At 65.9% G+C, this 14,665-nt stretch carries 11 protein-coding genes; 1 reads left to right on the top strand and 10 read right to left on the bottom strand.

Annotated elements, in window-relative coordinates; translation table 11 throughout:
• Window position 1: 1 nt before the first annotated feature.
• Together BMI88_RS19060 and hslV are read right to left on the bottom strand one after the other, a co-directional pair.
• Window positions 2-1,063: a hypothetical protein gene (locus BMI88_RS19060; protein ID WP_078551073.1), complete on the bottom strand. Its 1,062-nt coding sequence runs from the start codon at window positions 1,061-1,063 to the stop codon at window positions 2-4.
• The gene (gene hslV / locus BMI88_RS19055; RefSeq protein ID WP_078551072.1) at window positions 1,056-1,613 is read right to left on the bottom strand and encodes an ATP-dependent protease subunit HslV; all 558 of its coding nucleotides are present in this window, start codon (window positions 1,611-1,613) and stop codon (window positions 1,056-1,058) included. Before hslV ends, BMI88_RS19060 begins: the two co-directional genes overlap by 8 nt.
• A gap of 93 nt (window positions 1,614-1,706) precedes the next feature.
• Between hslV and BMI88_RS19050 the strand changes: the two genes are divergently transcribed.
• The gene (locus tag BMI88_RS19050; RefSeq protein ID WP_078551071.1) at window positions 1,707-2,612 is read left to right on the top strand and encodes a hypothetical protein; all 906 of its coding nucleotides are present in this window, start codon (window positions 1,707-1,709) and stop codon (window positions 2,610-2,612) included.
• A gap of 47 nt (window positions 2,613-2,659) precedes the next feature.
• Here the strand turns inward: BMI88_RS19050 and trxA are convergent, their stop codons facing one another.
• The 8 genes from trxA to BMI88_RS19010 form a co-directional block, all read right to left on the bottom strand.
• Entirely contained in the window at window positions 2,660-2,980 is a 321-nt protein-coding gene (trxA, locus tag BMI88_RS19045; RefSeq protein WP_078522726.1) for a thioredoxin, read from the bottom strand.
• Between the two features lie 55 nt (window positions 2,981-3,035).
• Entirely contained in the window at window positions 3,036-6,425 is a 3,390-nt protein-coding gene (addA, locus tag BMI88_RS19040; RefSeq protein WP_078551070.1) for a double-strand break repair helicase AddA, read from the bottom strand.
• On the bottom strand, window positions 6,422-9,373 hold the full coding sequence (gene addB / locus BMI88_RS19035; RefSeq protein ID WP_078551069.1) for a double-strand break repair protein AddB: 2,952 nt from the start codon (window positions 9,371-9,373) through the stop codon (window positions 6,422-6,424). Before addB ends, addA begins: the two co-directional genes overlap by 4 nt.
• Window positions 9,366-10,049, bottom strand: coding sequence for a nucleotidyltransferase family protein (locus tag BMI88_RS19030; protein ID WP_078551068.1), 684 nt, complete (start codon window positions 10,047-10,049; stop codon window positions 9,366-9,368). Before BMI88_RS19030 ends, addB begins: the two co-directional genes overlap by 8 nt.
• Entirely contained in the window at window positions 10,025-11,023 is a 999-nt protein-coding gene (locus BMI88_RS19025; RefSeq protein ID WP_078551067.1) for a phosphotransferase, read from the bottom strand. Before BMI88_RS19025 ends, BMI88_RS19030 begins: the two co-directional genes overlap by 25 nt.
• Window positions 11,016-11,510, bottom strand: coding sequence for a tRNA (adenosine(37)-N6)-threonylcarbamoyltransferase complex ATPase subunit type 1 TsaE (tsaE, locus tag BMI88_RS19020; protein WP_078551066.1), 495 nt, complete (start codon window positions 11,508-11,510; stop codon window positions 11,016-11,018). The genes BMI88_RS19025 and tsaE overlap by 8 nt, the downstream gene beginning before the upstream one ends.
• A gap of 40 nt (window positions 11,511-11,550) precedes the next feature.
• The gene (locus BMI88_RS19015; protein ID WP_168174020.1) at window positions 11,551-13,128 is read right to left on the bottom strand and encodes a PAS-domain containing protein; all 1,578 of its coding nucleotides are present in this window, start codon (window positions 13,126-13,128) and stop codon (window positions 11,551-11,553) included.
• A 127-nt stretch (window positions 13,129-13,255) separates the two neighbouring features.
• Entirely contained in the window at window positions 13,256-14,638 is a 1,383-nt protein-coding gene (locus BMI88_RS19010; RefSeq protein WP_078551064.1) for a sensor histidine kinase RegB, read from the bottom strand.
• Window positions 14,639-14,665: the final 27 nt, after the last annotated feature.

Genomic DNA, 14,665 nt, shown 5'->3' with positions numbered 1-14,665 from the left:
ATTACTCCGTGGCATAGGGCGGCAGGCGGTGCTTGCCGGGAAAATTGGGAAGCGCGCGCATCAGGCGCGTGCGCAGCTCGGTCCAGAACGAGCCGAGCGCGGTGAGAAAGAGGCCGATCAGGATCAGCGTGATCCACCAGCTGCGCGGATCGGCGGCGTCGCCGAACGCGTAGAAGCTGAGAAAGATCATGTAGCCGATCCCGGCCGTGAAGAAGGAGCGCCGGTCGATGATCAGCGCCAACGCGGCAAAGACGGCCAACGTGGCGAGCAGCAGCACATAGCCCGTCCCCGGCCCCATCTTGTAGAAGGTCAGCGCGAGCGTATTCACCAGCGCAGGCGCCGCCAGAACGTGCAGCCAGAAGCCTGAGGCCGATTGCCGACCCAGGCGATGCGGGTCGCGCATGTCGAACCAGACGCCGCCTGCGAGTGCCAGAAGCCCGAAGATGAGCATCGCGAGCGACAGCGCCGAGCCGTTCGACAGATCGAACAGATCGACCGTCTGAGAGATCGGCGCTTCGGGGTCGAAGCCTTTCGCGAAGGACAAAAGCAGGCCCAGCCCGCATAGCCCCACAAGGAACATCGAGAACGGCACCCGGTAGCGCAGGAACCACGCAATCAGCGCGACCGCGGTCGCGACCAGCGCAAGGTCGAAGTTGGGCGCCTCGGCGATGAAGCGCATCCCGAGGATCGGAATGCCGAGGAAGTTCGCCAGCACCGCCCCGCCCAGCGTGAGAGTCAGCAGGATCGAGGGCAGCACCATGCGGCGCTTGCGGGTGAAATACTCGCCCAGAAGCGCAATCAGCGGGATCAGCATCGCGTAACCCAGCTTGCCGCCCGCGAAGAGCAGGAAGCCGAACGACCCGGTGATCAGGATGCCAAGACCCACGGTCACGAAGATCTCGGCGAAACCTTTGAACAGCTCGAAGGGTTCGTCCTCGGCGGGCAAAGCCGCGCGACCGGCGAGACGGTTGCTCGCCAGCGCCATCACGGACGCGGCCTGCGCCTCGTTGATATGGCCAGCCGCGACCGCCGCGCGCAGATCGTCGCGCGTCAGCTCAGCCACCGATGCTCTCCACCGTCAGATTGCCGTTGGTGTAGACGCAGATGTCGGAGGCAATCGCCATTGCCTTGCGCGCGACCGCCTCGGCGTCGAGATCGGTTTCCATCAGCCCGCGCGCCGCGGCGAGGGCGAAATTCCCGCCCGAGCCGATCGCGGCGATGCCGTGTTCCGGCTCCAGCACGTCGCCCGCGCCGGTCAGGACGTAAAGATCATTGCCGTCGGTCACGATCAGCATCGCTTCGAGATTGCGCAGGTATTTGTCCATGCGCCAATCCTTCGCCAGCTCCACGCAGCCGCGCATCAGCTGACCGGGCGAAGCTTCGAGCTTCTTCTCGAGCCGCTCCAGCAGGGTGAACGCATCCGCGGTCGAGCCTGCAAAGCCCGCCACGATGTCGTGACCGCCGGGGCTCAGGCGGCGCACCTTGCGCGCCGAACCTTTGATGACGGTCTGGCCAAGGCTGACCTGCCCGTCGCCCGCGACCACCACTTTACCACCCTTGCGGATGCCGATGATCGTTGTGCCGTGCCAGCCCGGGAATTTCTCTTCGGCCATGTTAGTCCTCCGTTTGCGCCAAAGATATGTAACCCGCAGGCCGGGGCTGCAACCCCGCTTGCCGGTGCGTGAGCCTGCGGCTAGCGTCACCGCATGAGCGCGCAGCACCTTTCGATCTATCTCGATGACTGGATTCTGGGGCAGGTCCGGGCCGGCGAACACAATTTCTTCAAGCGGCTGATCGGGGCGGTGGAGGCGGCGGATTGGACCGTCAGCCTGCATCAGACAGGCCCCGAGGCGCGCGCAGCGGCCCCTGCCCGCGAAGGCTATGCGCTTTACCGGATGGAGCCGCCGACCCATGCGCGGGCGTTGACCTGCCGACGGACCTATGTCGGCGCGTTCTGGCATGTCGAGGCGGAGGCGGAGCGATGGGATTGGCCGGTCGCGCAGGCTGCGTTTGATGCCGATGAGGTGGACGGAGAGGCCGCGGCGCAATTCTTCTTTTCCACGCGGAACAGGCTCTATCCCGGCGTAAAACCGTCCGATGAGGAGGATCTGGCCTTCGTTCCGCTACAGGGGCGGCTGCTGGATCACCGCTCGTTCCAGTCGGTGAGCCCGGTGCAGATGATCGAAGAGGTGCTGGCCCGACATTCCGGTCCGGTCGTGGCGACGCTGCACCCGAACGAGGATTACACAGCGCGCGAAATCGAGGCGCTGGAGGCGATTGCAGCCCGCAACCCGCGCTTTCGCTTCCAGTCCGGTGGCTCGCCTGAGCTGCTGCGCCGCTGCCGCTTCGTCGCGACGCAAAACAGCGCACTCGCCCTCGAAGGGTTCTTCCTGCGCAAACCGGCGATCCTGTTCGGCCTGTCGGATTTCCACCATATCGCCGGATTCGTGCCACGCGACGGGATCGACGCCGCTTTCGCCAAACTGCGCGAGACCCCGCCGGTGGCGCGCTACCTCTATTGGTTCCTGCAGCTGCAATCGCTCAACGCAGGCCGTCCCGAATTCGAAGAGCGCCTGCGCGCGCGGCTACGCCATTTCGGCTGGCCGATATGAAAAAAGGCGCCCAAAGGCGCCCTTTTCCGTCAAACCTAATCCGCAGATCAGATCGATTCGTTGATCCAGCTTTGCAGCGCCGCTTTCGGGGCCGCGCCGATCTTGTTCGAGACGACCTCGCCATCCTTGAACAGGAACAGGGCGGGGATGCCACGAACGCCCAGCGTCGCCGGGCTGTCGGGGTTCTCGTCGACGTTCACTTTCACGACCTTGATCTTGCCCGACATTTCCTGGGCAATCTCTTCGAGCGACGGGCCGATCATGCGGCAGGGGCCGCACCATTCAGCCCAGAAATCCACCACGACGGGAACGTCGGACTTGCGCACTTCTTCGTCGAAAGTGGCGTCGGTAACAGCAACGGTAGCCATGTCAGCCTCCTGAATATTGGGTCGGCAAGGAAGGTAAGTTCCGCCCCCGTCGACGTCAAGATACAGTGGGCGTGCGCAAGCTCCCGTCTAGCTGTGCATCTGCGAGCGGCATGATCGTTCCGTCCTGTGTCCACAGGATCGCGCAGGTGATGCTGCGTCCGGGGTGAATTTGCCGCAGTGCCGCGCGATAGGCGGCCATCTGTCGCACGATCCCCTCGGGCACCTGATCGGGCGACGTCGGAACGATGCGGTTGGATTTGTAATCGAGGATGTGAACGCCTTCGGCATCGATCCGCAGACGGTCGATGAAGCCGTGAATCCGCTGGCCGCCGAATTCCTCCAGCGCGGCGGTGATCTCGACCTCCGCCAGACAGTCCGGACCCAGCCACGCCGCCATGCCCGGCGCTTCGAGAACGCGGGTCGCTTCGGCCAAAACAGGCTCTATTTCACCCGGAAGCAGCGCATCCTCGCCCTCGGACAGCAAGAGTTCGGCAAGGTCTTCCCACTGGTCGCGCGGCCGTTCCGGCAGATGTTCGAGAAGCCGGTGCAGGTTGCGCCCGTGACGCAGCGCCTCGTCTTCGTCCATCATCTCGCCATCGCCGAACAGAGCCTTCGCCCCGCCCAGATCGGAGGGCGAAAGCGGACGCGGCGGGGGTTCGACGGCGGCTGCGGGCGTGAGGCTCCATGCGGGCAGATCCAGTCGCGTGACCTCCTCTGCGGCTGCCGGGGCGCGCGCGTTTTCCGGCCATGCGCCGGTCGCGTGGCGTGGAAACTCGCCCAGCTCCTGCAACGGCTTGGAAAGGCCCGTGACGTCCTCGGTCCCGGCAGCTTCGAGGCCCGATTTCATCCGGCTATACCAAGTCTCGTCGCCCTCACCGACCTCGCCCGCTGCCGCCACGATCAGCCATTTCTCCGCCCGCGTCATCGCGACGTAGAGAAGCCGCTGCGCCTCTTCCGCCCGGGCGGTCGTCTCTTTTCCTGCGGCGGAAAGCTGGGCCTCCGGCGCGTCCGGCGCGGGCTGCCGAAGCCCCGCGACGCCATTGTCCAAACGCAGGATTTTAGGCGGATTAGGCTCTTTTTTCTTCGCCGTATCGGGCAGGATGACGATCGGCGCCTCCAACCCTTTCGAGCCGTGGACCGTCATCACCCGGATCGCGCGCCCTGCCCCGTCCAACTGCCGTTTCACCTGCACGTCATCGGCATCGAGCCAACCGAGGAACCCGGTCAGACTGGGCACTTCGTTACGCTCGAACGCCAGCGCCTGCGAGATCAACTCGTCGATACCGTCTTCCGCCTCGGGCCCGAGCCGCGCCAGAAGTCGCTCGCGCCCGCCATGCCGGGTCAGCAGGCGCTCGATCAACTCGAATGGCCGCAGGAAATCCGAGTGATCGCGCAGATCTTTCAGCATCTCCTGCGTATCGGGCCGCATCTCGCCACGGCGGAGCGCCTCCCAGAGATAGCCCTTCCGGGGCTGCGCGAGTTGGTAAAGCTCCTGCTCGGACCAGTTCAGAAGCGGCGAGCGCAACGCCTCCGCCAGCGACAGATCGTCCTCCGGCGTCGCGAGGAAGCTCAGCAGCGAGCGGATGTCACGCACCGCAAGCTCCGCCCCGAGCTTCAGGCGATCCGCCCCCGCCACCGCGAGACCGATCGACTTGCAGGCGCGAATGATCTCGGAAAACAGCTCCGACCGCCGCCGCACGAGGATCAGGAAATCGCCCTCATGCACCGGGCGCGCGCCGCCGGGCGCCTCGTGATCGGGGATTTGCACGCCTTGCGCGATCATCGCGGAAATCTCGGTGGCGATCATGCGAGACAGCTGCGAAATCGCCGATTCAGCGCTCGTCAGATCAACCGGGCTCTCCCAATCGTCCTCGTCATCCGTCTTCACCGATTCGATCGCAGGCCACAGATCGACGCGGCCCGGAAGCGCCTCGTGGAAGGCGATATGCGAGGGCGCCCCGCCCAGGCCCTGCTCGGCCCCGCGCGCAAAAGCGAGGTCGACGGAGCGAAGCACGGCTGCGGACGAACGGAAGGAGTGCTCCAGTTCCAGCGGAGAGAGCGCGCGGCCGATATCCGCGAATTTCCGGGCGAAATGGGCCCGCATTTCTTCGAATTGCTGAAGATCGGCCCCCTGGAAGGAATAGATCGACTGCTTGCGGTCGCCCACCACGAACAGCGTGCGCTCGCCCTTATGCGCGCCTTCGCCGGAGGTGAATTCCTCGGCGATCCGCTCGATCACCCGCCATTGCCGGGGGCTGGTGTCCTGCGCCTCATCGACAAGGATATGGTCGATCCCGCCATCGAGGCGGAACAGCACCCATTGCGCCACCGACGGCTCATCCAGGAGCGCCGCCGCCCGGTCGATCAGATCGTCGAAATCGAGCCAGCCGCGCGCGGCCTTATAGGCGTCGAGCCGCGGCAGGAAGACCTGCGCAAAGCGGTGCAACGCATGGGCGCGCTTGGCCGCGACGAAGGCGAGGCGGCGGGGGCGGTTCTCGGAGACGCGCTCGGACAGATCGGACAGCGCGGCCATCGTGCCGTCGCCCAGCGATTTGGCGAGCGCCTTGGTGGCGACCTTGTCGAGCTTGGGCTGATAAGGCGGTCCGTCCTTCGGTTTCTTGACGCAAAGCACGTCTTCCAAGGCCTGCACAGCGTCCAGATCGCGGGTGCGCGCCGCCGCCAGACCTGCGCCGACGCGCTGATCGTTCTTGGAGCTTGCAAGGAACGCAGGCGCGACCTCGCGGATCATTTTCAGATCGCCGTCGTCGAAGACCTCAGATAGCAGCGCCTCTTCGGTCATGTCCCGCGGCAGATCGTAGGCTTCCAGCAGATCGGACAAGCCCAGATCGCCTGCGAAACCGACCCTATTCCTGCTTATATCGGCTGCGAGGGCCGTCAGGTCCTCACCGGAATAGACGCCGAGCAACGCATCGAGCCGGTCGCAATCCGAGCCGGTCGCGATCTCCTCGAGGATATCCTCGCGCATCAATTCCCCAGCGCGGTCGTCCATCTCGGAAAAGCCCGGCGAGACTTTCGCCTCGAGCGGGAAGCGGCGCAGCAACCCCGCACAGAAGGCGTGGATCGTCTGGATCTTCAGCCCGCCCGGTGTCTCGATCGCCTTGGCGAACAGCCGTCGCGCTTTCGCCAGATCCTCGGCAGAGAGCGCCTCATCGGCACCGAGCGCCCTTAGCTTCTCGCGCAGCTTCGCCTCGTCCATCATCGCCCAGCCGCCCAGCAGCCCAAGCAGTCGGTTCTGCATCTCCGCCGCGGCGGCCTTGGTGTAGGTCAGGCACAGGATGCGTTGAGGCTCTGTTCCCGCCAAAAGCATGCGCGCGACGCGGTCGGTGAGCACCTTGGTCTTGCCCGAGCCCGCATTCGCGGCGAGCCAGACCGAGCTGTCCGGTTGCGAGGCCTGATGCTGTCTGAGGCTGGCCGGATGGGTCATGACACGTCCTCCCCCTCGGCCTCATCGGTGACATCCCATTCCCCGAAGCGCGAGACCTGATCGTAATCCGTCCGGGCGCGCGCTTTTTGCGGAGCGCGGCGCGCGGTGAAGCCCTGCGTAGGCTCGAAATAGCGCGCGATCAGCTTGCGGAATTTCTCCCAACTCTCCTCGGGCGTCTCGCTGCGATCACCGGATTTACCCTTGATCTGCGTGGTGGCGCCGTCGCCGCCGAGCCGCACATAGGACATGCCCGCGACCTCGCGCGGCCCGATCGCCTCGAAGGCCCCGCGCCCGACCATCGCGGCCTCCAGAAGCATCTGTTTGTTGAAGGCCATCACCTCCCGCTCGGAAGGCGGCGTGCCGGTCTTGTAATCGTAGATCCATGCGCGCCCGTCTTCGAGAATGTCGATCCGGTCGGGCTTTGCGGTGAGCGTGAAAAGCGGGTTTTGCAGTGAAACAGAGCCTTTTTTCTCCACCACCATCGGCTCGCCCTGCGCGCGACGCTCGGCCTCGGCCCGGCAGAAAGTCTCGGCGATCCCTCGGACCCTTGCGAGCCAGATGCGCTGCGCACTGGGCCACGGAATTTCCCGGAGCATCACCTCCTCGGCGATCTCCATCAGACGCGCCTGGGCTGCGTCGATGGTGGCGGTCTCGTCATAGGTCTTCACGAAGGTTTCGACGATCTGGTGCAGGACCTGCCCACGCAGCAACGCGTCGGGTTCGGGGCGCAGCGGATCGAGGGCGCGCAGCTTCAGGATGCGCTTCGCGTAGATGTCATAGGGGTCGCGGATCAGGGTCTCGATCGCGGTGACCGGCAGTTCGCGCGGGCGAACATCGACCGGCGGGCGCGGCGACGGGCGTTTGGCGGGCTCAAGCGTGATCCGCGGCGTCTCGAGCGCATCCGCCAGATCGAGCCAGCGTTTACCGCGTCCGCGCATCTCGGCCAGCGCCTCGGTGCCGCCTTGATCGGGCAGGCCGTCCACGAGGTTCAAGAGACGATTGAGCCAGCGCGACGGGATCGTCTGCGCCTCCGCGTCGCGTGCGCAACGCGACAGGATCACCTGCGGCCCGGCAACCGCCTGCTGGAAGTCATGCGCCGAGAGGCCGACCTGCCGTTCGGGCAGTAATAGACCCGATTCCAGCCGCATTTGACGGCTGAACCACGGGTCGGGCGCAGGAGCTTCGGGCCAGCTTCCCTCGTTCAACCCGCCACAGATCACCAGCTCGGCACCCTGCGCGCGCGCTTCCAGCGTCCCCCAGATCGCGATCAGCGGATGCGCGGCGAGCGTCTGCCGCACGAGCCCGCTCTGAAGGTGCCGGTTAACCAGATCGGCGTAATCGAGCGCGCCGAGATGCCCGCCGAATCCGGACTGGCTGCGCAGGTCTTCCATCAAGCGACGCGCCTCGCGACCCGCCGCCTCGCGCCATAGCTCGCTGGTCTCGGTCGCAGCACTGGGTCCGGCGGCGACCCGTTCGGCTAGCCGGAAGTGCTGTTCCACGTGATCTGACAGCGCGGCCGCCGGCGGAGCCGCGAAATCCTCGAGAATATCGCAGAGCCACTGCGCCCAGGATGCCCGTGATTCAGGGTCTTTTTCAGCCCATTTCGTGAGACTTTCGCGATCCGGGAACGCGGGCCCATAGCGGCGCAGGCGCAGTTCCAGCTCGCGCGTATTGCGCAGATGCGGCCCGCGCTCCTCCTCGCCGGTCGCGGTCAGCGGATGTTTCAGCAGCGCGATCAGATCAGCGATCCCGACCGGACGCGCCCGCATCGCCGCGATCTGCCGCAGGAACCGGCCCGGCGCGGTCTGCTGCAGCGGTTGGCCCGCACTGTCGTCCGGCACGATCCCCCACCGGTCGAGCGCCGCCGACACGCGGCGCGCCAGAAGACGATCGGGCGTGATCAGAGCCGAACTGACGCCCCGCTCGACCGCATCGCGCAGCGCGAGCGCAATCGACAGCGCCTCGTGGCGCGGATCCCGCGCTTCGATCAGCGATAGACCCTTGCAGGCTGGCACGAGCGGCCCCAGCCCAGCGCCTTCGCGCCGCCATTGATCGGTAACCGGCGCCGGCCGCAGCGCCAGCGAAAGGAGGCGGTTGCGGCCCGGGTCCGGCGCCGTGACCTGGTCCCAATCGACGACGTCTTCCGCCGAAAGCCCGAGCTTGTCGAACAAGCTGCGATAGCGAAACTGCGGGTGGTCTTCGAGCGGAAACGGGCCGGAATAGAGACTATCCCACGCCGCCTGCGTCATGTCGCGGTCGAAGCCGGGAAGAACGATCGACCCGTTTTCCAACCGCGCGACAGCCTGCATGAAAAGCGAGGTCGCCCCGTGCGAACCGGTGGACCCTGCGACGATCACCGGATCCGCGGGCGGGCTTTCGCGCCAACGCTCGATCACCGCTTCCACGACCATCCGCTGGCGGCTCTCGCGGTCCAGCTCGGCGTCGTTGTCGAAATAACGCGCGATAATGCGGATGAAGCGCAGGCTCTCCTGCCAGTGGCGGGCGTGGGTCTCGGTCAGCTCCAGTTGGTCGAGATCGTCGATATGGACGCCCTCGCTCTGCATCTCGGCGAGGAGTGAATACAGGCTCTCAGCCAGCGCGAATTGGCTCGCGCCCGCCTCTAATTCGGGCATGGCGCGGGTGAGTTGTTCGACGAACTGGGCCAGTTCGAGCTTGCGGCGCAGCGGGGGCACGGGTAGCGGCAGACCCGCGAGCGGATCGGCCCCGAGATCGCTCACCAGCAGGAGCCGCGGCAGATAGAGCGCGCCGCTTTCGAGAAAGACCTCCCGCACGCGGCGACGCATCCGCCCGGAGTTCAGATAGAGCGTGACCCGGGCCAGCGCCTCGGGCGGCTGATCGGCAAAGCGCGCGCGCAGGCCCGCAACCAAGGCGCGGGGAAAATCGACGCCCGGCGGGAGGGCGTAGACGGAGGCGATGTCCTCACTCATCGAGCATCGCCTCGGCCAAAGGAATGGATTCGGGACGCCCGACATCGCACCACCCCCCGTCATGCACGAGGCTGAAGACACGCCCCGCCGCGATCATCTCGTCCCATAGGATGTTCAGCGAGAAGCTCCGCTCAGAAATAGACCCTATTCCAGCGGGATTTAGCATCTGCGCTCCCGTATAGACATAACCCGGCCCGCGCGTCAGGCGGCCGGTCTCGTCCATCGTGAAATCGCCCGCGCCCGCATGTCCGCGCGCATTTTCGGGCCTCACCAGCATCAGAAGCGCCGACATCTCGTCGGGCCGCCACGCCTCGCGCAGCCGGGCCACGGGGTTCTCGCCACTCCAGACCGCATCGGTGTTGAGCGTCATCACGGGCCCCTCGCCCAGCAGCGGCAGCGCCTTACGCAGCCCGCCGCCGGTTTCCAGAATCTCGTCGCGCTCGTCCGAGATCGCGACGTCCTGCCCGGCCAGATGCGCGACCACCTGATCGGCGAGGTAATGCACATTGGCCACGAGCCGCCGCGCCCCGCCCGCCCGGGCAAGATCGAGCGCGTGATCGATCAGGGGACGCCCGGCGACCTCGATCATCGGTTTGGGCCGGGTTTGCGTCAGCGCGCCCATGCGCGTGCCGAAACCGGCGGCGAAGAGCATCAAGGCGTCGGGCTGGTCGGGCATTTTTGTCTCAAATCAGCAATCAAATTCGGGTCGGGTGCAGGATAGGCGGCGTGGAACAGCTCCGCCAGATCGGCAAGCGCGGGATCGGCGAGGTTACGCGAGATATAGCCGTAAACGCGGGGCATATACTCAAGATATTGGGGTTTCCCGTCGCGAATGGTCAACCGCGCGAATATCCCGAGGATCCGCAGCGCGCGTTGCAGGCCAAGCAGACCGTAGGCGAGGCGGAACGTGGTCGGATCGGTCTTGGTCAGCGCACAGTAATGGGCGATCTCGGCTGTCTCGACCTGCGGGCTCACATCGCGGCGCGCGTCCTGCAGCGCGGAGACCAGATCATATGCGGGATGGGCGCGCAGCGCGTCCTGGTAGTCGAGAAGCCCGAGGCGGCGCAGGCCCGGACGATCCAGCAGAATGATGTTCTCCGCGTGGAAATCGCGCAGGCATAGAACCGGCTTCCACGCCGGAAAAGTGTCGAATTTTTTGGCGATCGCCTTCTGGAGCGCATCCGCGGCAGACCGGTCCGTGCAGGGGTAGAACTCGGGCACCAAATCCAGCAGGTCGGCGAGCGCAGCGCCATCCAGCAGCGGGAGATCCTCGGGCGGCGCGTGACGGGGAAGATCGGCGAGGAATTCGGTGATCAGAGCATAAAGCGCAGGCTCGTTCTCGGGCGTCGCGTCGAGGTGAAGAGCCGCGAGCGCGTCGCCGAAGTCTTCGAGCAGCAGCAGCAGCCCCGCCGCCTCGTCGCGCGCGAGTACCTGCGGCGTGGAAAAACCGGCCTCGGCGAGCCAATCGCCGATGCGGGTGAAGCGGGCGATCTCGGCCCCGTCGGGCGCTTTCATCAATACGGCGCGATCTGCGCCGCGGGTCAGGCGTTCGTAGCTGCGGGCGGAGGCATCTCCGGCGAGCGGGCGGCGGCTGGCGTCGTGCCACCCGGCGGCGGTGAGGAAGCTTTGAATCTCGGCTTCGTCAGCCATCCCACGCCTCCAGAACCTGCCGCGAAAGAGGCGTATTCGTCTCGAAACAGACCCTTCGCGCCGCGCCCTCTTCGGTTTGCTCGAAACGCAGCCGTAGGGCCCCTTTCGGCGCAGCGGACCCGAGCCGGTCGGGCCATTCGATCAGGCAAATCGCGTTGTCGAAGGCCGCATCCAGCCCGAGCTCGAGAACCTCGTCGGGATCGGTGAGCCGATAGAGATCGGCATGCCAGATTTCGCAATCGGCCTCGTAGGTCTGGACCAGCGTGAAGGTCGGCGAGGGCACATGCTCGGCCACGCCGAGCCGCGTCTGGATCAGGGCGCGCGCGAAATGGGTTTTCCCGGCGCCGATCTGACCGTCGAGCAGCAGCACATCGCCCGGCCCGGCGAATTCGGCAAAGAGCGCGCCAAGCCGCTCCGTCGCCTCGGGATCGGGGAGATCGAGGCAGGGTATTTCGCTGGAAACGGGGGCGTGCGTCGGCGCGGGCATGGCTCGGTTCTAGCGCGCCGATCGCCCCTTTGCCAAGCGGCTAGCCTTGCTGCGCGACGGTGGTGCCCGTCTGACGTGGCGGCGGCTTGCCGGCGGTGTCCCGAGCGGAGAAACGCAGGAGGAACGCCCCGCCCGAAAGCGTCTCGAGCTGGCAGGTCACATGCCGTCCGTCGAGCAGGGTGATCTCTTCGGTCAGGTTCTCGCGCGCGCCAATTTCCCGGGCGAGATTTTGCAGCCACGACCAGAAGGCGCTGGGTTCGGCGCGCGCCTGCCATTGCTTCACCGCGTCGAGCAGGGTCACCCGGCCCAGCGTCGCCTCCGGCTCGACCCCCCAGAGCGCGCCATAGGCGGCATTCGCCATCGCCAATTCGCCCGAGGGGCGGAACACCGCGATCGCGTCGCCGACCCGGTCGAACACCTCCTGAGACATCTCGATTTCACCACGAAACTGCCGGGTTAGAGACGTTTCCGACGAAATATCCTCGAACAGGAACGCCACTGCGCCATCGGGATGGGGGCGTCCGGTGACGCGATAGGTCTGCCCGCCGGGCAGGTTCCAGGTCTCGGCGTGAAACCCCGAGGCGGCGGCCTGCTCCAGCTCGGTCATTTCCTGCCGCCAGCTTCGGTAATCCTTCGGCTCGGGCATCATCTTGGTTTCGCGCAGCCTGTCGAGAAAGGCGTAGAGCGTCGGGCGCGTGGCGAGGAGTTCCGGCCCGAGCTGCAGAAGATCGCTCAGCGCGGGATTGAACAGCCGAAGCTGCCGGTCCCGGTCGAAAATCGCAAGCCCGATCGGCAGGTCGGCGAAGGTCTTGGTCAGGGTCTGGACGAAATCGCGCAACGCCTTCTCGGCCCGCACGGCGGCGTCGGCGGGGAGGGCGAAATGCAGCGTGCCGCTTTCGAGAACGACGGAGTGGCAGTCGAACCATGTCGCGGCCTCGGTGTCGCTCCGCGCGGCGGGGCCAATCTCCAGACGATGCGGCCCGCCCCCGTCGAATGCGTCGGGCGGCAGCGTGAACAGGCTCGGCAGCGGCCATCCAAACCCCTCTTCGCCCACATCGAAAGCCCCTGCACGCAGGAGATAGGCTCTGTTTGCCCAGCTCAGCTCACCCCCCTTCTCGGTCCGCCAGATCAGAACCGGCGACCGGTCGAGCGTCGTGCGCATCATCTCCAATTCGTCTTCCATCGCGCGGAAAGAGAGACTGTCGATGCGCTGGCCCTGCCCCTCCCCTTCGGGATCGACGAGGGTGATCCGCGCCAGACCGTTGAAGTTCTCGACGGTGAGACGGAGCCGGGGCTTGTCGGTGGCACTCGCAACCTCGGTCATCTCGAGCTGTCCGAGATCAGCGAGCTGGCCGATGCGGGACTGAAATTCGGGAAAGCGCGGCGCGGCGAACGCGGTGAAGCGCGTCCAATCGCTCGCCCCGATAGGCATCGATTCCAGCAAGCGCCGCGCGGGGGGCGTTGCATCCACAAGCGCCTCGTCATCGAACAGGAAGGCCACCTCCTCGATGTCCTCTCGCGCAGCGGGGATCAGCCTGCGCCCGGGCGACCGCCCCACGGCGAGCCATGTCAGCAGCAACGCGACCAAGGCCGCGCCCACCGAGGTAAGCGCGATCATTGTCGCCTCAAGCCATGCAGTCGTCATGTCTTTCGGCCTTTCAAACCTGTCCCCAGGCCGAGGGTGCGGAAGATTCGTTAACTCAGCGTTAACTTCGCTCGGGGAGCGGCAAGAGAGGTGAAGGCGATCAGACCGCGATCGGCTGGTTCAGCCCAAGACCCGCATCGTCCCGCGCAAGAAGGCGCGACGCAGGCCAGACGACCTCCACAACCGCACCGGAGCGCGCGGGCGCTGCGGCGCCGGGCGCGAAAGGCGCGTCGCCATTCGAGAAGGTGAGCCGCCCACCGGTTCGCTCGATCAGGGTTTTTGCGATGAAAACCCCGAGCCCCATCCCCTCATAGCCCTTGCGCTCCGCCGCATTCGCACGCGGTTGCAGGAAGGGATCGCCGATCCGGTTGAGCACGCTCGTCGGATAGCCTTTGCCGTCATCGCTGATCCGCACGGTGATCTCTTCATCGTCCCATTCCGCCTCGACCCAGACCGTGGAGTGCGCGAAATCGACGGCGTTCTGAATGAAATTGCGCAGCGCGTGGATCAGTTCGGGATAGCGGTAGATCGTCGGCTGACGCTCCAGACCCTCGACGATGGGATGGGCATCAAAGTGAATTTCGATCCCGCGCTCCATATGCGGGTCCGCCGCTTCGCGCAGAACGGCGACGATGGGCGCTGTCCGCATATGCAGGTCGTCTTTCCCGACCCGGCCCATCGAATGGAGGATGTCGCGACACCGATTGGCCTGCTCGCGGATCAAGAGCGCATCGTCGCGAAGATCGGGGCTGTCTTCGAGCTCGTCGGCCAGCTCCGAACTCACCAGCTTGATCGTGGCAAGCGGCGTGCCCAGCTCATGCGCCGCCGCCGCGACGACCCCGCCCAGATCGGTCAGCTTCTGCTCGCGCGTCAGGGCCAGCTGGGTCGCGCGCAACGCGTCGCCCATGGAGCGCACTTCGCTCGCCACCTTATGTGCATAGGCACCGAGGAAGGCCACGCCGATGATGATCGACAGCCAGTAGCCGAATTCGAACACGTCGGGCACCGCGATCACCTCGCCGGTCTTGCTGACCAGCGGCAGATAGACCACGGCGACGATCGAGATCATCACCATCGTCGCGAGCCCCAGCAGGATCGTCGCAGACCGCTCCAGCGCGGTGGCCGCTATCGTGACCGGCACGAGAATGAGCAGCGCGAAGGGGTTGTTCATCCCACCCGTGATCGACAGCAGCAGTGCGAGCTGGGCCATGTCGAACATCAGCGTCGCCGCCGCCTCGGGCTGGGTGAGGCGCTTAGTGTCGGGAAACAGGAAAATCGCCACGAAATTGGCTGCGATTGCCGCCGCGACCGTGGCGAGGCACAGCGCCAGATCCAGCGCGATATCATAGACGAAATAGGCGACGAAGATCGCGCCGAGCTGACCGACAATCGCGGTCCAGCGCAGGAAGATCAGCGTCCGGAGGCGCACCCAGTCGTGGTGAATCTCGGCCGGGCCGGGTTGGGCCTCGAGGCGTTGAGCCATGTCGTCTCCCGCGTCCAAAGCGCACAT

Source organism: Thioclava sp. F36-6 (genome assembly GCF_002020305.1).
GTDB classification, from domain to species: Bacteria; Pseudomonadota; Alphaproteobacteria; order Rhodobacterales; family Rhodobacteraceae; genus Thioclava; species Thioclava sediminum.
This window is presented reverse-complemented; position numbering and strand designations above follow the sequence as displayed.

Bases quoted from the DNA above. Each gene is read 5' to 3' on its own strand.
- hslV (WP_078551072.1), bottom strand. From the start codon at position 1,613: ATGGCCGAAGAGAAATTCCCGGGCTGGCACGGCACAACGATCATCGGC.
- BMI88_RS19050 (WP_078551071.1), top strand. From the start codon at position 1,707: ATGAGCGCGCAGCACCTTTCGATCTATCTCGATGACTGGATTCTGGGG.
- trxA (WP_078522726.1), bottom strand. From the start codon at position 2,980: ATGGCTACCGTTGCTGTTACCGACGCCACTTTCGACGAAGAAGTGCGC.
- addA (WP_078551070.1), bottom strand. From the start codon at position 6,425: ATGACCCATCCGGCCAGCCTCAGACAGCATCAGGCCTCGCAACCGGAC.
- addB (WP_078551069.1), bottom strand. From the start codon at position 9,373: ATGAGTGAGGACATCGCCTCCGTCTACGCCCTCCCGCCGGGCGTCGAT.
- BMI88_RS19030 (WP_078551068.1), bottom strand. From the start codon at position 10,049: ATGCCCGACCAGCCCGACGCCTTGATGCTCTTCGCCGCCGGTTTCGGC.
- BMI88_RS19025 (WP_078551067.1), bottom strand. From the start codon at position 11,023: ATGGCTGACGAAGCCGAGATTCAAAGCTTCCTCACCGCCGCCGGGTGG.
- tsaE (WP_078551066.1), bottom strand. From the start codon at position 11,510: ATGCCCGCGCCGACGCACGCCCCCGTTTCCAGCGAAATACCCTGCCTC.
- BMI88_RS19015 (WP_168174020.1), bottom strand. From the start codon at position 13,128: ATGATCGCGCTTACCTCGGTGGGCGCGGCCTTGGTCGCGTTGCTGCTG.
- BMI88_RS19010 (WP_078551064.1), bottom strand. From the start codon at position 14,638: ATGGCTCAACGCCTCGAGGCCCAACCCGGCCCGGCCGAGATTCACCAC.